Origin of the sequence: Vibrio marisflavi CECT 7928, from assembly GCF_921294215.1 — a bacterium.
Classification (GTDB): domain Bacteria; phylum Pseudomonadota; class Gammaproteobacteria; order Enterobacterales; family Vibrionaceae; genus Vibrio; species Vibrio marisflavi.
The window spans coordinates 2,741,629-2,761,251 of the sequence record NZ_CAKLDM010000002.1 but is presented as its reverse complement, the minus strand read 5'-3'; the positions used below and the strand labels follow the sequence as shown (position 1 = coordinate 2,761,251).

Annotated in this window: 18 protein-coding genes and 1 pseudogene; 12 read left to right on the top strand and 7 right to left on the bottom strand. The window is 44.1% G+C overall.

What is annotated here, in order from left to right; genetic code table 11:
• Positions 1 to 54: 54 nt before the first annotated feature.
• From dnaN to L7A31_RS19410, 8 genes are all read left to right on the top strand, one after another.
• Positions 55 to 1,155: a DNA polymerase III subunit beta gene (dnaN, locus tag L7A31_RS19445; RefSeq protein WP_237363401.1), complete on the top strand. Its 1,101-nt coding sequence runs from the start codon at positions 55 to 57 to the stop codon at positions 1,153 to 1,155.
• Positions 1,156 to 1,175: 20 nt separating this feature from the next.
• Positions 1,176 to 2,255, top strand: a complete 1,080-nt coding sequence (gene recF, locus L7A31_RS19440) for a DNA replication/repair protein RecF (RefSeq protein WP_237363400.1) — start codon at positions 1,176 to 1,178, stop codon at positions 2,253 to 2,255.
• 14 nt (positions 2,256 to 2,269) lie between these two features.
• Positions 2,270 to 4,687 carry a DNA topoisomerase (ATP-hydrolyzing) subunit B gene (gyrB, locus tag L7A31_RS19435; RefSeq protein ID WP_237363399.1) on the top strand — a complete coding sequence of 806 codons (2,418 nt, stop codon included), beginning with the start codon at positions 2,270 to 2,272 and terminating at the stop codon, positions 4,685 to 4,687.
• A 272-nt stretch (positions 4,688 to 4,959) separates the two neighbouring features.
• Entirely contained in the window at positions 4,960 to 6,027 is a 1,068-nt protein-coding gene (locus tag L7A31_RS19430; protein ID WP_237363398.1) for an ABC transporter substrate-binding protein, read from the top strand.
• On the top strand, positions 6,027 to 7,034 hold the full coding sequence (locus tag L7A31_RS19425) for a FecCD family ABC transporter permease (RefSeq protein ID WP_237363397.1): 1,008 nt from the start codon (positions 6,027 to 6,029) through the stop codon (positions 7,032 to 7,034). The genes L7A31_RS19430 and L7A31_RS19425 overlap by 1 nt, the downstream gene beginning before the upstream one ends.
• Entirely contained in the window at positions 7,025 to 7,801 is a 777-nt protein-coding gene (locus L7A31_RS19420; RefSeq protein WP_237363396.1) for an ABC transporter ATP-binding protein, read from the top strand. The genes L7A31_RS19425 and L7A31_RS19420 overlap by 10 nt, the downstream gene beginning before the upstream one ends.
• A gap of 228 nt (positions 7,802 to 8,029) precedes the next feature.
• Complete coding sequence (locus tag L7A31_RS19415) at positions 8,030 to 8,467, top strand: Hsp20 family protein (RefSeq protein ID WP_237363395.1); 438 nt, start codon at positions 8,030 to 8,032, stop codon at positions 8,465 to 8,467.
• A gap of 217 nt (positions 8,468 to 8,684) precedes the next feature.
• A complete protein-coding gene (locus tag L7A31_RS19410) occupies positions 8,685 to 9,035 on the top strand; it encodes a cupin domain-containing protein (RefSeq protein ID WP_237363394.1) in 351 nt (116 codons plus the stop codon).
• Positions 9,036 to 9,115: 80 nt separating this feature from the next.
• Here the strand turns inward: L7A31_RS19410 and L7A31_RS19405 are convergent, their stop codons facing one another.
• From L7A31_RS19405 to glyQ, 3 genes are all read right to left on the bottom strand, one after another.
• Entirely contained in the window at positions 9,116 to 10,360 is a 1,245-nt protein-coding gene (locus tag L7A31_RS19405) for a valine--pyruvate transaminase (protein WP_237363393.1), read from the bottom strand.
• Positions 10,361 to 10,545: 185 nt separating this feature from the next.
• A complete protein-coding gene (gene glyS / locus L7A31_RS19400; RefSeq protein WP_237363392.1) occupies positions 10,546 to 12,612 on the bottom strand; it encodes a glycine--tRNA ligase subunit beta in 2,067 nt (688 codons plus the stop codon).
• Between the two features lie 2 nt (positions 12,613 to 12,614).
• Complete coding sequence (glyQ, locus tag L7A31_RS19395) at positions 12,615 to 13,541, bottom strand: glycine--tRNA ligase subunit alpha (protein WP_237363391.1); 927 nt, start codon at positions 13,539 to 13,541, stop codon at positions 12,615 to 12,617.
• Positions 13,542 to 13,935: 394 nt separating this feature from the next.
• Between glyQ and L7A31_RS19390 the strand changes: the two genes are divergently transcribed.
• Positions 13,936 to 14,493, top strand: coding sequence for a TMEM165/GDT1 family protein (locus tag L7A31_RS19390; RefSeq protein ID WP_237363390.1), 558 nt, complete (start codon positions 13,936 to 13,938; stop codon positions 14,491 to 14,493).
• Positions 14,494 to 14,632: 139 nt separating this feature from the next.
• Complete coding sequence (locus L7A31_RS19385) at positions 14,633 to 14,884, top strand: hypothetical protein (RefSeq protein ID WP_237363389.1); 252 nt, start codon at positions 14,633 to 14,635, stop codon at positions 14,882 to 14,884.
• Positions 14,885 to 15,018: 134 nt separating this feature from the next.
• Here the strand turns inward: L7A31_RS19385 and L7A31_RS19380 are convergent.
• The 3 genes and pseudogenes from L7A31_RS19380 to L7A31_RS19370 form a co-directional block, all read right to left on the bottom strand.
• Positions 15,019 to 15,939, bottom strand: a pseudogene (locus L7A31_RS19380) (IS5 family transposase).
• A 110-nt stretch (positions 15,940 to 16,049) separates the two neighbouring features.
• Complete coding sequence (tusA, locus tag L7A31_RS19375) at positions 16,050 to 16,298, bottom strand: sulfurtransferase TusA (protein WP_237363388.1); 249 nt, start codon at positions 16,296 to 16,298, stop codon at positions 16,050 to 16,052.
• A 439-nt stretch (positions 16,299 to 16,737) separates the two neighbouring features.
• Positions 16,738 to 16,998 carry a DUF5062 family protein gene (locus tag L7A31_RS19370; protein WP_237363387.1) on the bottom strand — a complete coding sequence of 87 codons (261 nt, stop codon included), beginning with the start codon at positions 16,996 to 16,998 and terminating at the stop codon, positions 16,738 to 16,740.
• A gap of 259 nt (positions 16,999 to 17,257) precedes the next feature.
• On the opposite strand from L7A31_RS19370, the gene L7A31_RS19365 reads away from it, so the two are divergent.
• A complete protein-coding gene (locus L7A31_RS19365; protein ID WP_237363385.1) occupies positions 17,258 to 17,545 on the top strand; it encodes a hypothetical protein in 288 nt (95 codons plus the stop codon).
• A 98-nt stretch (positions 17,546 to 17,643) separates the two neighbouring features.
• Entirely contained in the window at positions 17,644 to 18,582 is a 939-nt protein-coding gene (locus L7A31_RS19360) for a LysR family transcriptional regulator (protein WP_237363383.1), read from the top strand.
• Between the two features lie 36 nt (positions 18,583 to 18,618).
• Here L7A31_RS19360 and acuI read toward each other — a convergent pair whose 3' ends face one another.
• A complete protein-coding gene (acuI, locus tag L7A31_RS19355; protein WP_237363381.1) occupies positions 18,619 to 19,599 on the bottom strand; it encodes an acrylyl-CoA reductase (NADPH) in 981 nt (326 codons plus the stop codon).
• Positions 19,600 to 19,623 lie beyond the last annotated feature (24 nt).

Below are 19,623 nucleotides of genomic sequence, written 5' to 3'. Positions count from 1 at the left end.
ATACATTTATATCTGTCAATATTGAGCGAACTTTCGGTTTGTTAAGAGCTATATATGAAATTTACTATTGAACGTAGTCACCTGATAAAACCGTTACAACAGGTATCTGGCGCATTGGGTGGCAGACCTACGCTGCCTATCCTAGGTAACCTTCTTCTAAAAGTAGAAGAAGGGGTGCTTTCGATGACATCGACTGATTTAGAAATAGAATTAATCAGCCGAATCAACCTCGAAGGTGAATTTGAAGCAGGCAGCATTACGGTTCCTTCGCGTAAATTTTTAGATATTTGCCGCGGATTGCCAGAAAGTGCAATCATTACCTTTGTGTTGGAAGGAGATCGAGTTCAGGTTCGCTCTGGCCGTAGCCGTTTTTCTCTTGCCACTTTGCCAGCGAGCGACTTTCCAAACATTGAAGATTGGCAAAATGAAGTTGAGATTTCCCTGACTCAAGGGGAACTGCGTGGGCTTATCGAAAAAACGCAATTTTCGATGGCAAACCAAGACGTTCGCTATTACTTAAATGGCATGTTGTTTGAAGTTGATGATACTACGTTACGCTCGGTCGCAACAGATGGACACCGTATGGCCGTGGCGCGTACAGAGCTAGCGAATAGCTTTGAGAAGTCGCAGATTATTGTTCCGCGTAAAGGCGTGCAAGAGTTAGTCAAAGTGTTGGACGATCCTGAGCAACCCGTCGTTTTGCAAATCGGTAATTCCAATATTCGCGCTGATGTCAATAACTTCACTTTCACTTCTAAGTTAGTAGACGGCCGTTTCCCTGATTATCGCCGTGTTTTACCTCAAAATACTAACAAAGAGTTGCAAGCAGGATGCGAAGATTTAAGACAGGCGTTTGCTCGAGCTGCTATTCTTTCTAATGAGAAGTTTCGAGGGGTTAGAGTTAACCTAGAAAGCAGTGAGATGCGGATAACCGCGAGTAACCCAGAACAAGAAGAAGCAGAAGAAAATCTAGATGTTACTTTTGACGGAGAGCCAATCGAAATTGGGTTCAACGTGAGTTATGTTCTGGATATTCTCAATACACTTCGCTGTGAACAAGTAAGAGTGTCAATGTCTGAAGCAAATGCCAGTGCATTGATTGAAGATCTTGAAGACGACAGTGCAATGTATGTTGTCATGCCGATTCGTTTATAGGTCAATGACATTAAGATTAAATGCCTCTTACTCGTCTAGTTGTAAAACAATTTAGAAATATTAAAGCCTGTGATATCGAACTGTCACCAGGCTTTAACTTTCTTATTGGGCCGAATGGCAGTGGTAAAACCAGCCTGCTTGAATCGATTTATATGCTTGGTCATGGTCGCTCCTTTCGTAGTTCGTTGACTGGAAGAGTCATTCAAAGTGAATCTGATGAGCTGTTTGTTCATGGGCGATTTTTGAATCCTGACAACTTTGAGTTGCCGATCGGCATTAATAAGCAGCGTGATGGCTCAACAGAGGTTAAAATAGGCGGCCAATCTGGACAAAAAATAGCAAAATTGGCTAATGTATTGCCTTTGCAATTGATTCACCCAGAAGGTTTCGATCTTTTGACTGCTGGACCAAAATCGCGTCGATCGTTCATAGATTGGGGTGTTTTTCACTCGGAGCCTGCTTTTTATGAGGCTTGGGGAAGGTATAAGCGATTAGCTAAGCAGCGAAATGCTTTGCTGAAATCAGCTAAAAATTATGCAGAAGTCAGCCATTGGGACCAAGAGTTAGCTAAACTTGCCGAAAGTATTAGTCAATGGCGAGAGTCATACGTTAGTAAAGTAAAGAAAGTGGCAGAGGTGATTTGCCATGAATTCTTACCAGAGTTTGATATCCGTTTGAAGTATTATCGTGGTTGGGATAAAGATACTGCCTATAAGGATATCCTTAGCCAAAACTTCGAACGAGACCAGTCTTTAGGTTACACCTTTAGTGGACCGAATAAGGCTGACCTAAGAATAAAAGTGAACAGTACGCCAGTAGAGGATGTTCTTTCACGTGGTCAATTGAAGTTAATGGTGTGTGCATTGCGCGTCGCGCAGGGGCAACATTTGACGGAAATGACAGGAAAGCAGTGCATCTATTTAATAGATGACTTCGCTTCCGAGTTAGATAGCCAACGTCGCCAACGTCTAGCAGACTGTTTAAAAGCGACGGGGGCTCAAGTTTTTGTAAGTTCTATTACCAAAAACCAAATTGCAGATATGCATGACGAGCAAGGTAAAGTGTTCCATGTGGAACACGGAACAATAGAGCAAGTATAAATAGAGAGTAGCTCATGTCTGAAAATTATGATTCATCGAGTATTAAGGTACTGAAAGGGTTGGACGCAGTGCGTAAGCGTCCAGGTATGTACATCGGTGACACTGATGATGGTACCGGATTGCATCACATGGTATTTGAAGTGGTGGATAACTCGATTGATGAAGCGCTAGCTGGCCACTGTAAGGACATTATCGTCACTATTCATGAAGACGATTCAGTATCAGTGAGCGATGATGGACGTGGTATTCCTACTGAAATGCACCCAGAAGAGAACGTATCTGCCGCAGAAGTTATCATGACGGTACTTCACGCTGGTGGTAAGTTCGATGACAACTCATATAAAGTGTCTGGCGGATTGCACGGTGTAGGTGTCTCTGTTGTAAACGCGCTGTCGGAAAAAGTTGAGCTAGTCATCAATCGTGGTGGTTCAGTTCACACCCAAACCTACTGTCATGGTGAGCCACAATCACCGCTTGCAGTGATTGGTGAAACTGACACTACAGGTACCTTTATTCGTTTCTGGCCAAGCGCCGAAACCTTCACAAATATTGAGTTCCACTACGACATTTTAGCGAAGCGTCTGCGTGAGCTTTCTTTCTTGAACTCAGGTATCTCTATTAAGCTTATCGATGAGCGTGAGGAAGATAAAAACGATCACTTTATGTATGAAGGTGGTATTCAAGCGTTCGTTGAGCACTTGAACACCAACAAAACTCCTATCCATGAAAAAGTCTTCCATTTTGACTTTGAACGTGAAGATGGCATTGCAGTAGAAGTGGCGATGCAATGGAACGACGGTTTCCAAGAAAACATCTATTGCTTTACCAACAATATTCCTCAGCGCGACGGTGGTACTCACTTAGCTGGTTTTAGAGCTGCTCTTACTCGTACCATCAATACCTTTATGGATAAAGAAGGTTTCTCTAAGAAAGAGAAAACATCGACTTCCGGTGATGATGCACGTGAAGGCTTAACCGCAGTTGTTTCTGTGAAGGTGCCGGATCCAAAATTCTCCAGCCAAACTAAAGACAAACTTGTATCTTCAGAGGTGAAATCAGCGGTTGAGTCAGTAATGGGCGAAAAGCTAACTGACTTCTTGATTGAAAACCCGAATGAAGCGAAAACGGTATGTAGCAAAATCATCGATGCAGCACGAGCGCGTGAGGCAGCTCGTAAAGCAAGAGAAATGACTCGTCGTAAAGGCGCGCTTGATTTGGCAGGTTTGCCAGGCAAACTCGCGGATTGCCAAGAAAAAGACCCAGCTCTCTCTGAACTATATATTGTGGAGGGTGATTCAGCTGGTGGCTCTGCAAAACAAGGGCGTAACCGTAAAAACCAAGCGATCTTGCCGCTGAAAGGTAAAATCTTAAACGTTGAAAAAGCACGTTTTGACAAAATGCTTTCTTCTCAAGAAGTTGCAACTTTGATTACCGCTCTAGGTTGCGGTATTGGCCGTGATGAATACAACCCAGATAAACTGCGTTATCACAACATCATCATCATGACCGATGCGGATGTCGATGGTTCTCACATTCGTACTCTGCTTCTAACTTTCTTCTACCGTCAAATGCCTGAGCTTATTGAGCGTGGCTACATTTATATCGCACAGCCACCACTGTACAAGGTGAAAAAAGGTAAGCAAGAGCAGTACATCAAAGATGAAGATGCAATGAACCAGTATCAAATTTCTTTGGCTTTGGATAATGCGTCTTTACACGTCAACCCAGAAGCGCCTGCTATGTCAGGTGAAGCTTTGGAAAGCCTAGTTAGACAGTACAACGCCGGTATCAAACTGGTTGATCGTATGAGTCGTCGCTACCCTCGAGCTTTGGTTGAAGAGCTGATCTATGTACCAAGGTTGACAGCAGAGCAGTGCCAAGACCTATCGGCAGTAGAGGCTTGGGGCAACCAGTTGGTGGCTCAGCTAAATGAAAAAGAAGTTGGTGCTAGCCAATACAACTTCGAAGTCGAGCAGCATGAAGAGCTAGGTTTAAACTTACCTAAAGTGATTGTACGTACTCATGGTGTTAGTCATGAGCATGTTCTAACTGTCGACCTGCTTAACTCGAAAGAGTACAACAAACTAGCTACGCTTTCGGAAGCACTGGAAGGCCTAATTGAAGATGGCGCTTATGTTAAACGTGGTGAGCGTACTATCCCTGTATCGAGCTTTTCTGAATCGCTAACTTGGTTATTAAAAGAGTCTAAGCGTGGTCTTAGCCTACAACGTTACAAAGGGTTGGGTGAGATGAACCCTGATCAACTTTGGGAAACCACTATGGATCCTGAAACTCGTCGTATGATGCAAGTAACGATTGAAGATGCGGTTGGTGCAGACCAGTTGTTTACGACATTGATGGGTGATCACGTTGAGCCGCGTCGTAACTTTATTGAAGAGAACGCGTTGAAGGTAGCCAACCTAGACGTATAACATTCAATCTAAGTTTTCATCTCTAAGGCGAGCCAAGTGCTCGCCTTTGCTTTATTGGTAGCAGCTAAATGTTGAACGAGAAAATATCCAACATATTCAATAATAAATAATACTTTTAGCTTTTATACCTCTGCTCTCACTTTCTGATAATACTTCCTTTTTTACCAGCAAGCTTGTGTCTACTCAGTTTGAGTCACATCACATTATTTAATGTCATGGTTATCTCGCTGTATAATCCAACCTTAAATTTTATCTGGTTATTAGGTTTGTCCATGTTGCTTGTGCCTAGACTCCGTAAGTTTTTGCAATCGCTATCCCTGCTAGTGGTCAGTTTGTTTTCTATCTCTGTCATGGCTAGCCAGACCATCGTCGATCAAACTGGTCAGAAAGTCGTTCTTCCCAATCACATTCAGCGAGCGGTGATTCTTGAGCATCACACGCTTGATGTGGCTGTTGAGCTTGGCGCAACCTCGCAAATCGTTGGCGTAGTAAGAAATTGGCAGTCTTTACTTGGCTCTGATTTTGCCCGTTTGGCTCCACAAATTACTCGTTTGCCAACACCTGGTGATCTCACCTCAGTTAACTTAGAAGAGCTACTTAGTTTGCACCCTGACGTTGTTTTTATGAGCAACTATGCACCAGAGCAAATGGTGAAGCAGGTGCAAAGCGTTGGTATACCCGTTGTTCGAATGAGTTTTTTTGTTAGCAATGCTAGCCAAAGAACCAGCTTTAACCCTGACATTGCCAATGGGCCAAAAGCATATTGGCAGGGCATGAAGCAAGGGATTACCTTACTTGGCAAGATTTTTGGTCGAGAAAAGGAAGCAAACGCTCTTGAGCACCAAATGGATGTAACGCAGCACATCATTCATAGCCGTATTAAAGACTTATCCAAGGCTCAACAAACGCGCTTATATATGGCAAACCCTGATATGAACACCTATGGTTCAGGCAAGTTTACAGGCGTAATGATGGCTGAATCAGGTGGCTTCAACGTGGCACATACCATTCATGGTTACGGTGAAGTGTCTATGGAGCAAGTGCTTGCTTGGAACCCTCAAGTCATTTTTGTCCAGAGTCGTTATCGCGATATTGTTCCCGGCATCGAGTCCGATCCGGCATGGCAAAAAATTGATGCAGTGAAAAGTCATCGCCTGTTTATATCACCAGAGTACGTGAAACCATGGGGTCACCCTGCACCGGAAAGCTTTATTCTTGGCGAGCTTTGGATGGCGAAAAAGTTGCACCCAAAATTATTCGCTGACGTAGACCTCAAGCAAAGAGTTGATGAATTTTATCGACAGTTTTACCACACTGCGTACAAGCCAGACCTTCAGTAATGGCTAAGCTTTCTTATCAGCGTTTGATGGTGGGGCTTTTAGCCAGCGCGGTGATTACTGTGATCGCTGCTGCTTGCCTTGGCCGGTACATGGTGTCACCTGTAGTGATGCTGCGTGCATTGGCTCATCATTGGCAAGGGAAAAATGCGCACAATATGGTTTACACCGTACTTTCTCAAGTGCGCTTTCCTAGGGTCGCAATGGCTTTTTTGGTTGGAGCTAACTTGTCTAGCAGTGGTGTTTGCTATCAAAGTATGTTCCGCAATCCTCTGGTGAGTCCGTTTATTTTAGGCATTTCTGGTGGAGCGGGCTTTGGGGCTGCGGTAGCCATTTTACTGTTAGGTGGAAGTTATTGGATATACGTTAGCGCTTTTTGTTTTGCCGTTATCGCAGTTTTACTTTCCATGTTGCTAGGTGGAAAAGAAGGACAGCATTCTACCTTGGTTCTCGTGCTATCAGGCATTGTTGTTGGGTCGGTATTTACTGCTCTATTAGCTTTACTTAAATACACAGCCGACCCTGACAACAAGCTTCCCATTATTGAATACTGGTTGATGGGCTCTCTCAGTGATAGCCGCCCCAATCTATTGCTAACTTATTGCGTGTTTACGATGCCAGCTATGGCGTTGCTATGGTGGTTCCGCTGGCGATTGAATTTGCTGTCCAATAGCGGTGAAATTTCTCAGTCGCTGGGCATCAACGTAAAACTTGAGCGAGGCATTTTTATCGCGATCGCGACTATTCTAGCTTCCGCATCGGTAGCTGTGAGCGGAATTATTGGTTGGGTTGGATTGGTGATCCCTCACTTGGGCAGGTTGCTTGTTGGCCCCTGCCATCGAAAGTTGGTTCCAGTGAGCTTTTTCCTTGGCGGAACCTTTTTGCTGGTGTGCGATACAGTAGCACGCTCTAGTGTCAGTTATGAAATTCCATTAGGGGTCATCACGGCACTGTTAGGTGCTCCAATATTCGCATTGCTTTTGCGCAGAGGTCATCAGTCATGGAATTGACCGTTAGCAATTTGAGCTTCCAACACAAAGATGCGACAACCCCGATATTTGATCAGTTAAGTGTCAACGTGGGAGGCGGCGAGATATTGTCTATCTTGGGGGCAAATGGAGTAGGCAAGTCAACACTGCTGCGTTGTATTGCAGGGTTGCTTACACCTAGCTCAGGTGAAGTGCGACTAAAGGGGCAGAATATTACTTCCATGAGCTTTGGCCAGCGTGCTCGCAACTTGGCGTTAGTTTCTCAAAGTGAATCTTGCACCTTTAATTACCGAGTACTTGATGTGGTACTGACGGGATTTGCCGCTCAGCTTGGATTTTTAAAGAAACCGGGTCAAAGCGAGATCAGCGAGGCTATGCACGCGCTAACCTTGTTAGGTATTGAGTCTTTTGCTGATCGAGATTACAGCAAGCTAAGTGGTGGTCAACAGCAGCTGGTACGTATCGCTCGCGCAGTTGTGCAAAAAAGCAGAGTATTGCTGTTTGATGAGCCAACTGCCCATTTAGATTTGTCTTTCCAACTGCAAGTACTAAAAGCGATTGCCTCTCTGAAAGAGCAGGGGTTTACCATTGTGATGACGACTCACTCTCCGGATCATGCGCATTATTGCGGTGGAAAAGTGCTGCTACTGATGCATCAGCAATTTCTGTATGGCAGCTGTCAAGAAATGTTAACGAAAGAGAACCTTAAACAGCTTTATCAGCTTGATGTTGAAGTGTTTAATAGCCCCATGGGAAGCCTTATTTGTATTCCTAGTTATCAAAAATAGATCAAATTAATTTTACTTTTCTCTTGAATCTAATTTTTCCATCCCTATATCTAGTTATGAAGAGGATGCCAAATGGACCTCTGACTAACGCTAAATTGAACTTTGCTCTCGGGAGGAAGTGCAGCTTAGCAATTCAAAATCCGATTCTCTCGAACGTCCATGAGGAGTATGAGAAGAGTCCCGTTGCCACCCAAGGCAACACTATTGCTTATTAAAGAGGATAGTATTATGCGTAATGTAGATTTCTCACCTTTATACCGTAACGCGATTGGCTTTGACCGTCTGTTTAACTTGATGGAAGCGAACACCGCGAAAAATGGTTCTTCTGGTTACCCACCATACAATATCGAACAGCAAGATGAACATAAGTACCGCATCACTATGGCGGTAGCAGGCTTTGCTGAAGATCAGCTGGAAATTACTCAAAAAGAGAACATGCTGGTGGTTCGTGGAGAGCAAAAAGCTCAAGAAGAGAAGAACTATGTTTACCAAGGTATCGCTGAGCGCGACTTTGAGCGTAAATTCCAATTGGCAGATTATGTAAAAGTGATCGGCGCTGAAATGGAAAATGGTCTGCTTCATGTCGACTTAGAACGCGAAATTCCAGAAGCGATGAAACCACGTAAGATTGCCATCAACGGCAAGACGTTAATCGAAAACGATTAATTGTTTGTGAAGGTAGAGAAAGAGCGCACTAAGCGCTCTTTTTGCATTTATGGACTGAACTTCTTGAGTAAAGCAGTTATTAGCATGTTTTCTGGCAAAAGTTTGATTGGGTACGCCTACGCCCCTCACTATTGGCCTAGATTTAGCGACAGATACCTATCTATCGAATAGCATCTATGATGTTGATTAGTTAACCATAAATGAAAGGAAACTGTCCGTGATTCGTAATTTTCTCGAAGCAGATAAACAAGTGCAGTATGGAGCCCATGATGGGGAAGGGCCTGTTGAGTTGTATGAAATTTGGGGAAATACAGATTTTTCCAGTCAGTGTGATTTTATTGATCGGCAAGTAATTCCACCTAATTCAACCGTTGGCTACCACAAGCATGGTAGTAACGAAGAGATGTACATTATTCTAGAAGGTAACGGCACCATGACTATAGCGGGGAAAGAAGTGAAGGTGAAAAAAGGTGATATGATTAAAAATCCACCTTTTGGCGAACACGGTTTGGTGAATGACTCTACTGAAAATATCGACTTGTTGATTATTCAGATAGCGGTTGCCTAATGGCTAGGAAATCTGGCTAGGCCATATTAACCAAATAGCGCCAAGCAATTTCAATTTGGTTGGCGCTTCAAGTGAACTAATCAGCCGTAAGCCTTTTCGATTTCTTCAGCGATGATATTTATGCCTTTTTGCATCACATCTTCCGGCTGTACGTAGTTCATGCGCAGGCATTGGTGACTATGTTGCCAGTCATCTTCTTGACCAAAGAAAAAGTATTCTCCCGGCACAATTAATACGCCACGGGCTTTCAAGCGTTGATATAGCTCCATGGTGCTAATTGGTAGTTCATCAAACCATAACCAAAGGAAAATAGCGCCTTCTGGTTTGTGGATACGGAATCGAGGATCTGGGATGGCTTTTTGCAGTAGATCTACCGCGAACTGTGATTTTTGCTTGTAGTAAGGCTTGATGACCTCGCGGCTCATCTTAAGTAAATCGCCTTTCTCAATCATATGATTCACAATCGCTGGGCCCATGCTGCCCGGAGCCAAACTGATCACTCCATTTAGGTTGGTTAGTGCTTTGGTTATTTCTTCGTTGGCAATGATTATTCCGCAGCGCAGTCCAGGTAACCCTAACTTGGATAAACTTTTGCACAGGATAGTGTTTTCATTCCAGAAGGGTTTTACGTCTTCAAAGATAATACTTGGGAAAGGCACACCGTAGGCGTTATCAATAATCAGAGGGATATTGTTTGCTCGGGCAAGTTTATCCAGCTTTTGTATTTCTTCGTCTGTCAGCACGTTACCTGTTGGGTTGGTTGGACGTGAGGCGCAAATGGCAGCAACAGAGTCGTCCACTTCTAGCTGTTCGAAATCAACGTGATACTTGAATTGCCTGTTGTCTAGCAGTTCAATTTCTGGGTGGTAGGAGACAAAAATATCATCATCAATGCCAGCATCGGCATAGCCGATATATTCAGGTGCCAGTGGAAGCAAAATCTTTTTGCTTGAACCATTGGCTTGCTTGCCAGCTAATAAGTTGAATAAGTAAAAAAAGCCACTTTGGCTGCCATTAGTTAAAGTGATGTTCTTTTCGCTGATATTCCAACCGTAAGTCTCTTTTAGCAAAGCTGCTAGAGATTTGATAAAGGTGTTTTTACCTTGAGGGCCATCGTAGTTGGTCATCGAAGCGATGAGCTCACCACTTTGCAACATTTCTTCACTGGTTTGGCGAAAATATTCGAGCATTTCTGGTATTGCAGCTGGGTTACCGCCTCCGAGCATGATGGCTCCTGGTGTGCGAAGTCCATCGTTTAAGTCATCCATTAACTGAGTAATACCGGAATATCGATTAAATTTTTCACCAAAGTTAGAAAATTGCATTTTTAATTATACCTAGTCTGTTGTATTTACTTCTTATAGTCCTGCTGCTTTAAAGCCGGAATCGTTGAACATACCTTAATGTCATCACCTGTCATAGTAATTATCGGTGATTTTGTTAAAACATCAGCTATAAAAAAACCCAGCTCCTAGAGCTGGGTTTCATTTAGCAGAAGGTTACCCGACAATTACTTTTGCAGGAGAGAAATGTCCGCTGTTTTTAGGAACAGATTTCTTAGCTGGCTCAGTAGAGTCAGTCTGTTTTTCTTAAGCGCTTCGTCATCAGCCATCACCATCACGTTGTCGAAGAACGCATCAACAGGTTCGCGTAGATCGGCCAACTGAGTTAGAGCTTGCTGATAGTTACCAGTCTCAAACGCTGGTTCTAGCGCTTCAGTCATGATCTCTACATTTTCAGCAAGTGCTTTTTCGGCGTCTTCTTGTAGTAAGGCCAAATCAATTTCAGCTGCTAACTCACCGTCGAACTTCGCCAAAATATTACCCACACGCTTGTTCGCAGCAGCTAGCGATTCTGCAGCGTCTAGGCTACGGAAGTGCGATACTGCTTTAACACGTTGGTCAAAATCAGCAGGTTTAGTTGGGCGGCGCGCCAACACAGCTTGAATAGTGTCAATGCTAAAGCCTGCATCTTGATACCAAGCTCTGAAGCGGCCTAACATGAATTCAATTACGTCAGACTCAACATTGGCGTTGGTTAGCTTATCGCCAAACAGAGATTTTGCTTTGCTGATTAAATCGGTTAAGTCTAGCTGATAGCCGTTTTCAACGATGATACGCAGCACACCAAGAGAAGCACGGCGAAGTGCAAATGGGTCGCTGCCTTTTGGTGCTTGGCCAATACCGAAAATACCAACGATAGTGTCTAGCTTGTCTGCCATTGCAACAGCTGAAGAAATCCCGCTGCTTGGTAGGTCATCACCAGCAAAGCGAGGCATGTATTGCTCGTTAAGGGCCACAGCTACTTGCTCATCTTCGCCATCATGACGAGCGTAGTGCATACCCATGACACCTTGTGTATCAGTGAACTCAAACACCATTGAGGTCATCAAGTCACATTTTGCTAATAGCGCAGCACGCTTAGATTTCTCAATGTCAGCGTTTATTTGCTCAGCGATGTAGCCAGCCAGTTCAGTGATGCGGTCAGTTTTATCTTTGATTGTGCCGAGCTGCTTTTGGAAAATAGCAGATTCAAGCTCTGGCAGGCGATCAATCAGTGGACGCTTACGGTCTGTGTTAAAGAAGAACTCTGCGTCAGCAAGGCGAGGACGAACCACTTTTTCGTTACCTTCGATAACGTATCTTGGTTCTTTAGACTCAATGTTAGAGACAAAGATAAAGTTCGGTAGAAGCTTTTTATTCTCGTCGTAAACTGGGAAGTACTTTTGGTCACCTTTCATGGTGTATACCAAAGCTTCAGAAGGCACTTTTAGGAACTCTTCTTCGAACTTAGCAGTTAACACCACTGGCCATTCAACCAATGACGTTACTTCTTCAACTAGGTCGTCTTCAAGATCAGCAATACCGCCAACGGCTTCTGCAGCTTTTTGAGAGTCAGCCAAGATGATTGCTTTACGCGCTTCATAATCTGCCATGACTTTGCCACGCTCTAGCAAGAGCTCTGGATATTGGTCTGCAGATTCAATCGTAAACTCTTGTTCACCCATAAAACGGTGACCACGAATGGTGCGATCAGAGGCAACGCCAAGAATTTCGCCTTCGATTAGCTCATCACCAAACAGTACAGTTAGTGTTTTAACTGGACGAATAAATTGAGTTTCTTTGTCGCCCCAACGCATTGGTTTAGGGATAGGAAGGTTAGCAAGTGCTTTAGCAGCAAGATCGATAACAATCTCTTTTACTGGCTTACCAACGACTTCCTGTTTGAACAGTAGCCATTCACCTTTGTCAGTGACTAGGCGATCAGCTTCTTCAACAGATATGCCATTGCCTCGCGCCCAGCCTTGAGCTGCTTTGGTTGGGTTGCCGTCAGCATCAAATGCTACAGAAATAGCAGGGCCGCGCTTTTCAACCACTTTATCTGCTTGAGAGTCAGCAAGCTCTGCAACTTTAAGTGCAAGACGGCGCGGTGCCGCGTACCATTTTACACCTTGGTGAGAAAGCTCAGCGCTTTTTAGCTCAGCTTCAAAGTTCTTAGAAAATGCTTCAGCGAGTGTACGCAGTGCTGTTGGTGGTAGCTCTTCTGTACCTAGCTCAATTAGAAAATTCTTAGCCATGATTACTTCTCCTCGCTTTTTTCTTGGTCACGACACATCGGGAAACCAAGTGCTTCACGGGATGCGTAGTAGGCTTCAGCAACCGCTTTAGTTAGGTTGCGTATGCGAAGGATGTAACGTTGACGTTCAGTAACAGAGATAGCTTTACGAGCATCTAGTAAGTTGAACGCGTGACCTGCTTTTAGGATGCGCTCATAAGCTGGTAATGGAAGCGGCTTTTCTAGCTCAAGCAGCTCTTTTGTCTCTTTCTCACACTGGTCGAAAAATGAGAATAGGAAATCAACATCAGCGTGTTCGAAGTTGTAAGTCGATTGTTCTACTTCGTTTTGGTGGAAAATGTCACCGTAAGTTACAACGCCTTGAGGGCCTTTGTTCCAAACCAAGTCGTAGACAGAATCCACTTCCTGAATATACATTGCTAAACGTTCGATACCGTAAGTGATCTCGCCAGTTACTGGTTTACACTCAAGTCCACCAACTTGTTGGAAGTAAGTAAACTGGGTGATTTCCATGCCGTTTAGCCATACTTCCCAGCCAAGACCCCAGGCACCCAGTGTTGGGTTTTCCCAGTTATCTTCTACAAAGCGAATATCGTGAACCAGCGGGTCGACACCAAGTACTTCCAGCGATCCTAGATACAGCTCTTGAATATTATCCGGTGAAGGCTTCAGAGCTACCTGAAATTGGTAGTAGTGCTGCAGACGGTTTGGGTTTTCACCATAGCGACCATCGGTTGGACGACGAGATGGTTGTACGTAAGCCGTCGACATTGGCTCAGGACCAAGCGCTCGAAGGCAAGTCATTGGGTGAGAAGTACCCGCACCCACTTCCATGTCCAGTGGTTGTACGATGGTACAGCCGTTTTGAGCCCAATAATCCTGCAGCGCGAGGATCATTCCCTGGAAAGTTTTGATATCGTATTTTTGCATAGTCAGGTTCGCGCGAAATTGATAAATAATTCGATAAAAATTAGCGGCCCAGTATACCTATATATCGAGTTCTGGAGTAGGGGTAATCGTGCTTAATTATTAAACTAAGGCGAAAATGTCATAGAAGTAGAGGAGCAATTTTCTCAAAAGAGTCGATTTGTTGCGTTAAAACGTAAAAATCAATAGAATTTGCCTGTCTTTGGGGAGTAGCTTAGTGAGCTCAAACACGAGAGTTCGCTTCGTTCGTCAACATAATTGGTGCCAAATCACCATGGCGTTCGAGACTAAAAGCCTTTTTAGTTTAGCAAGACCTTAGACAAACTCCATGAACCGAGGCGGGGCGTGGCGTTTGTCTATGGTTGTATAATATAACCCCTGCCTCACTGAGAGCATTGTGAGCGTCTTAGCTACATCAATTACTAGTATTACCTTGGCGGAAATTGGCGATAAAACCCAGCTTCTTTCTCTTTTACTAATTAGTCGCTATCGGAAGCCCGTAGCCATTGTCTTTGGCATACTACTCGCCACATTACTAAACCACTTTGTGGCAGCGTGGCTTGGTGTTGTGATTGCAGATTGGCTGTCGCCCACGGTTTTAAAGTGGTTGGTGGTGCTGAGTTTTGCTTCTATGGCAGCGTGGGTTTTAGTGCCGGACAGTATAGATTCTGATCAGAAGTTTGCTAATCGCGGACCGTTTTTGGCCAGCTTTATTGCTTTTTCTATTGCTGAAATCGGTGATAAAACGCAAATCGCGACCTCAATACTTGGAGCTCAATATTCACATGCACTGGCGTGGGTTGTGCTTGGTACAACGATAGGAATGATGCTAGCCAATGTTCCTGTAATCATTGTTGGTCAGCTGTCTGCAGACAAAATTCCAATGAATTGGGTGAGAAGAGCGAGCGCCGTTGCCTTCGCAGTAATGGCGATCATTGCTTGGCTTTCCTTGTGATTTAATCACAACAAGTTTGTGCATTAAAACGTTTAAAGTCAGTTGTTAGAAAATCGCCTGATATCGTGATAATTGGCATATTTGTCACTCGTAGCTCATGCTAACGTAGTGCAGAATACCAATGAATGAGGGCGATATTATGCTTACACGTTATACCGGTATGACAGCAAAAAAGCAGAGCTATTTATTCACATTTGGCTTCGTATTGACTGTGCTTGGTATGGGACTAACGGACTTGTGGCTACCTATGGTGGTCGGGGCGATTTTGATGGCGGCACTTATGGTTGAATCGTGGGTACGCGTAGCTCACATTATTCCACTGCATAAGGAACTGAGAAGTCTCCAGCAGCAATTGGATAAGTTGCAGCATGAAAATCGATCACAAGAATAGTGGTCAATATAAGCTTGTCACGAATAAATCTTTAATATAGCAAAATGATAAATCAGCTGCTTACTGATTTATCATTTTGTGGCTTTGTTGCGTAATTCGGACAGGAAACCAAGCCGTCTGGAATTGAGCAATTCTTATACAACACACTGAGTTTCAGGCATACCAAGTCCTGTAAGCTTGTTCAACGCTTTAATCATGGCGTAGGTTTCTCCAACCTGAGCATTGTAGTTTCTCAAGCTTAGTTTCCCACCTAGCAACTGCTTCACTCGATACATGGCTGTTTCTGAGAGTGAACGCTTGTGATAACCATACCGTTTTTTCCACTTCTTGTTTGAGCCGTAGAGCTTCTGGCAACCTACCGCAAGGTTGCGAGGGTGTCCTCGTTCCCAGAAGGCTGCTCCTTCCCTTGGCGGAATAAGCGGAACCGCTCGCTTTGATCGTATGGCATCGTGGCAATTTCTCGTGTCATAAGCGCCATCACCTGATACCTCAATGACTTTACGACGTGTCTGTTTCAGTAAGTTGGGAAGCGCCTCGGCATCGGTTACGTTAGATAAACTTAACTCTGCTGCGACTATTTCGTGGGTGCTGGTATCTACTGCTAGATGTAGCTTACGCCAGACTCTATGCTTCCCGTCAGTACCATGCTTCTTGACCTTCTATTCACCTTCGCCATAAACCTTGAGGCCAGTCGCATCAATGGCCAGATGTTGTATCGCACCTCTGGGTGTAGTTTTAAATGAAACCTCAACGTCTTTAGCTCGACGGCTTATACAGGTGTAATGCGGACAAACAAGCGGGATGTCAGCCAGCTTAAATACTGAGTCTATAAAACCTTGCAGTGCTCTCAATGGCATAGAGAAAACGCGTTTTACCATCAGTGCGGTAGTAATGGCTAGGTCACTGAATCGACGAGGCCTGCCGCGCTTGCTCTGCTTGCTTTGCTTCCACTCGCTTATGGTTTTTTCATCAATCCAGAAAGTGAGTGAACCACGGTTGATTAGGGCTTGGTTGTATTGTTTCCAGTTAGTTGTTTTGTAACGAGGTTTCGACATAAGGCTACGATGATTAACTGAGGTAGCCGATCAGATCGTAACTTCCTGATTTAGTTCCATCGAATTGCGCAACAAGGCCTATATTCATCTGCAGGCTAAACGAGGGAAACTTAATTGGTCCCTTTTTTGATCAGATAAAGGTAAGGCGTCTCTTCTATTTGAGAATCAAGCAGCTGATGATCCATGAAACGGCAAAAGCTTGGAATATCGCGAGTAGTAGATGGGTCGTCTGCTTTAACCAGTAGTACTTCTCCGTCTTCCATCTTTCGAACAGTTTTTCTCACCATCATCACAGGCTCAGGGCATCGTAGGCCTTGTGCATCTAAAGTCTGATTGGCAAGTTTTGAGTCGACTGGCATAGTTTAATCTGTATTCAATTTTCTGAAGCGTAGAGGATACAGGGAGTAAAAAAATATTCAATAACCTCTTGGCAAAGCAAAGTTTTTCCTTTAACTTATTTAACAAGTTTTTAACAACAGCTAAGGGTTATGATTTGACGGCGATTGATAGGCTCACGGTATATTCTATTCTTTGCTTCATTTCATTTTTCGCCTTAGTGTGTCGTGGCTCCAGTGATATTTCTCTATTCCCACTTGTCGGCCTCAGTGCTGCCCTAGTGGGGATCGGGCTTGAAATATTTCGTTGGCATGAACCCAATGACGAGTAGGGCTCACCTGCTGTCGATGGTTGTTAGGCTCTTGTAAGATTACACATTCCGACACTATCCCCATTTTCTTGGGCTTCCCCGCCGAAAGGCGGGATTTTTTTATCTTCCTATTTGTTTTGCTAACTCAATGACTATTTCAGAGGATCATCATCTGGCAAGGCATTATGTATCCATCTTGCTAGGCGTTTTTTGATACTCGCGCCATCAAGTTTGTCGTCAGGGAGTGGTGTGATTTGGTTCACTTCAACTAAAAACAAATATACGGCTTTTGTTTTGACGGGTTGAGGGGAGCTAGGTAGGTCGAAACCTTGCATTTTTGCCATCTTAACACCGACTTCTAGAGCTTTTTTGACCAGCTTGTCTTCGTTAAGGATCTTGTTGGTTTTTGACATCTCGTCACCATCCTCTGCATCAAATGAATACTGAGTATAACAAACGAAAAAATCGGAACAAATCACATCAATTGATAAGTGATTTAAGTTTTATTTCAGCTGCTTATGTGGTGCTTTGGCTGCTTTACAATTCGTTACCCTATGACACGAATATCTGCAAATTCGATGCTCAAACTTGAGCCTCTGTGACTCGTTATACAGACAGTACAGTCGAATTTATTTAGCCTGAGCGCACAATGGAGTGAATAAGGTACGAGTTATGAACTATCAATATTACGTCGCAACAATCGATAAGTGTGAAGCAGTAATGTCTCATTATGGTACTCGTGGTCACATGGAAGCGTTAACCAAGTCTGGCCTAGATTACAGTGAATTGAACCCATTGCAGCCAGCTGATCCACAATTCAATGTGAAGAAAGAATCGCCACAAATTGTGGTGTGTAAGTGGACGGCAAAGCTTGAGCAAGAGGTAGAACGCCAAGATATCCCAGCAGATATCATTCATATACTGGCGGAGCAGCCAGATGCGGTCATCTACGTCAGCTAGATTAAATTAGCATTCAGTACTTATAATCCTGTCAATTGGCAGGATTTTTTTTGTCCAAAGAGTACACTTAGTGAAAGTGAGCTTATAGGGGTGACGCAGTGGAATTAGAAGAAGTATATCGCCGAGATTTAAATTTGTTGGTGGCACTTAGAGTGCTGATTGAGGAGTCGAGTGTGAGTCGCGCTGCTATGCGTTTGAGCCTCAGTCAATCTGCAATGAGTCGTATTCTTGGTCGGTTGCGAGAAATGCTAGATGACCCTTTATTTATTCGAGAAGGACAAAACCTGCTGCCGACAGAGAAAGCCATTGAGACGGATAAACTATTTTCTGAGCCACTTGAGCAGCTTTGTAGGCTGTTGTCGCCGATAAAGTTTGAGCCTATTAGCTGTGAAAAGAAATTTATTGTTGCGACCACTGATTACTCGATGCAAACCATTTTGCCTTACGCTCTGCCTCGAATTTACAAAGAAGCACCGAATGTGTCCTTTGAGTTTATCCCTTTGCAGCAGCATAAGCTTGCTGAGCAGCTAGCTTATGGTGGGGCAGATTTAGCAATTTGTCGTCCGGATAAAACATCAGATATTTTGCACAGTGAGATATTAGGCAAAGTAGGAGTGCTGTGCTTGCTTTCAAAGCAGCACGAATTGGCAACGAAAGAGCTGACGATAGAAGATTATCTCAGCTTTCCTCATGCTCAAATAGCCATTAGCGAAGGTGTAAGAACGCTTATAGACCGAGCTCTAGCAGATAAGCCAAGACCAAGGGTGGTTTTGTCGGCTTATCATTTAGAGACCGCATTGGCTATCGTAGATAGCACTCCTTTAATTATTAATGTTCCTGCAGATCTAGCCTACTTGGTTGCCAAGCGCTATGACTTGGTTGTCAAAGAGCTGCCTTTTATTATGCCGTTTAATTATTCGATGATATGGCATCCTCGATGCGAACATTCGGCAGCGCAGGATTGGTTAAGAAATGTATTTAAGGAAGAGTTTAGCCGTTTGATTGCGCAGCGCGTTACGGACATCGGAATAGAATAACAGGCTAGGTATAAGCCTAGCCTGTTTGGAAGTAATTTATAGCTTGATGACAACTCGGCCTGTCACTTGGCCATTTGTGATTGCTTCTGCGTAGTATGGCGCTTCATCTAGCTGGATTTCGGTGCATGCTTGTTCGTAGTAGCTATCTGGTAGTAGCTTTGTAAGTGCTTCCCAGCAGGCAACTCGTTTCTTGGTTGGACAAGACACTGAATCAATACCTTGCAACCTAACATTGCGAAGGATAAACGGCATGACTGTTGTTGGAAGATCGAAACCACCAGCAAGACCACAGGCAGCAACGGTACTACCATAGTTCATTTTCGCCAGTACTTTGGCTAGCATTTTGCTGCCTACAGTATCAATAGCACCGGCCCATTGTTGTCTTTCAAGGGGACGAGACGACTCTTCGAACTCTGCGCGATCGATAATTCGAGTTGCACCTAGCTCTTTCAATAACGGGCCATTCTTTTTAGCGCGTCCAGTGACAGCTGCAACTTGGTAGCCCAGTTGAGAAAGTAAGGTAACAGCGATTGAACCTACGCCGCCGCTTGCACCGGTCACCAGAACTTCACCAGCGCTTGGTTCTAGATCAGTGTCAGTAAAAGCTTCCACACATAGCATGGCTGTTAGACCTGCAGTGCCGATCATCATAGCGTTTTTCGCGCTTAGGCCTTTTGGTAGAGGAACTAACCAATCTGCTTTCAGGCGAGCTTTTTCAGCCATACCGCCCCAGTGGTTCTCACCTACGCCCCATCCAGTATGAATGACTTGGTCACCCGGTTTAAAGCGTTCGTCATCAGAATGGATAACGGTGCCTGCCATATCTATCCCAGGTACCATTGGGAAATCACGAATAATTTTGCCTTTTCCTGTAATGGCTAAGCCGTCTTTGTAGTTTAAAGATGAGTAGTTGACTTCAACTAGCACCTCACCTTCAGGAAGAACAGACTCATTTAATGAATCGATACTGGCAAGCGTATTTTTTTCTACTTGATTTAAGACTAATGCTTTAAACATTGAAATCTCCGGAAAAGCCAAACA

What these genes read in the sequence shown, in the direction of transcription:
- glyS (WP_237363392.1), bottom strand. Translation starts at nt 12,612, where the DNA reads ATGGCTAAGAATTTTCTAATTGAGCTAGGTACAGAAGAGCTACCACCA.
- acuI (WP_237363381.1), bottom strand. Translation starts at nt 19,599, where the DNA reads ATGTTTAAAGCATTAGTCTTAAATCAAGTAGAAAAAAATACGCTTGCC.
- L7A31_RS19420 (WP_237363396.1), top strand. Translation starts at nt 7,025, where the DNA reads ATGGAATTGACCGTTAGCAATTTGAGCTTCCAACACAAAGATGCGACA.
- tusA (WP_237363388.1), bottom strand. Translation starts at nt 16,298, where the DNA reads ATGCCAGTCGACTCAAAACTTGCCAATCAGACTTTAGATGCACAAGGC.
- dnaN (WP_237363401.1), top strand. Translation starts at nt 55, where the DNA reads ATGAAATTTACTATTGAACGTAGTCACCTGATAAAACCGTTACAACAG.
- L7A31_RS19385 (WP_237363389.1), top strand. Translation starts at nt 14,633, where the DNA reads ATGCTTACACGTTATACCGGTATGACAGCAAAAAAGCAGAGCTATTTA.
- L7A31_RS19405 (WP_237363393.1), bottom strand. Translation starts at nt 10,360, where the DNA reads ATGCAATTTTCTAACTTTGGTGAAAAATTTAATCGATATTCCGGTATT.
- L7A31_RS19430 (WP_237363398.1), top strand. Translation starts at nt 4,960, where the DNA reads ATGTTGCTTGTGCCTAGACTCCGTAAGTTTTTGCAATCGCTATCCCTG.
- L7A31_RS19425 (WP_237363397.1), top strand. Translation starts at nt 6,027, where the DNA reads ATGGCTAAGCTTTCTTATCAGCGTTTGATGGTGGGGCTTTTAGCCAGC.
- L7A31_RS19370 (WP_237363387.1), bottom strand. Translation starts at nt 16,998, where the DNA reads ATGTCAAAAACCAACAAGATCCTTAACGAAGACAAGCTGGTCAAAAAA.
- L7A31_RS19365 (WP_237363385.1), top strand. Translation starts at nt 17,258, where the DNA reads ATGAACTATCAATATTACGTCGCAACAATCGATAAGTGTGAAGCAGTA.
- recF (WP_237363400.1), top strand. Translation starts at nt 1,176, where the DNA reads ATGCCTCTTACTCGTCTAGTTGTAAAACAATTTAGAAATATTAAAGCC.
- gyrB (WP_237363399.1), top strand. Translation starts at nt 2,270, where the DNA reads ATGTCTGAAAATTATGATTCATCGAGTATTAAGGTACTGAAAGGGTTG.
- L7A31_RS19415 (WP_237363395.1), top strand. Translation starts at nt 8,030, where the DNA reads ATGCGTAATGTAGATTTCTCACCTTTATACCGTAACGCGATTGGCTTT.
- glyQ (WP_237363391.1), bottom strand. Translation starts at nt 13,541, where the DNA reads ATGCAAAAATACGATATCAAAACTTTCCAGGGAATGATCCTCGCGCTG.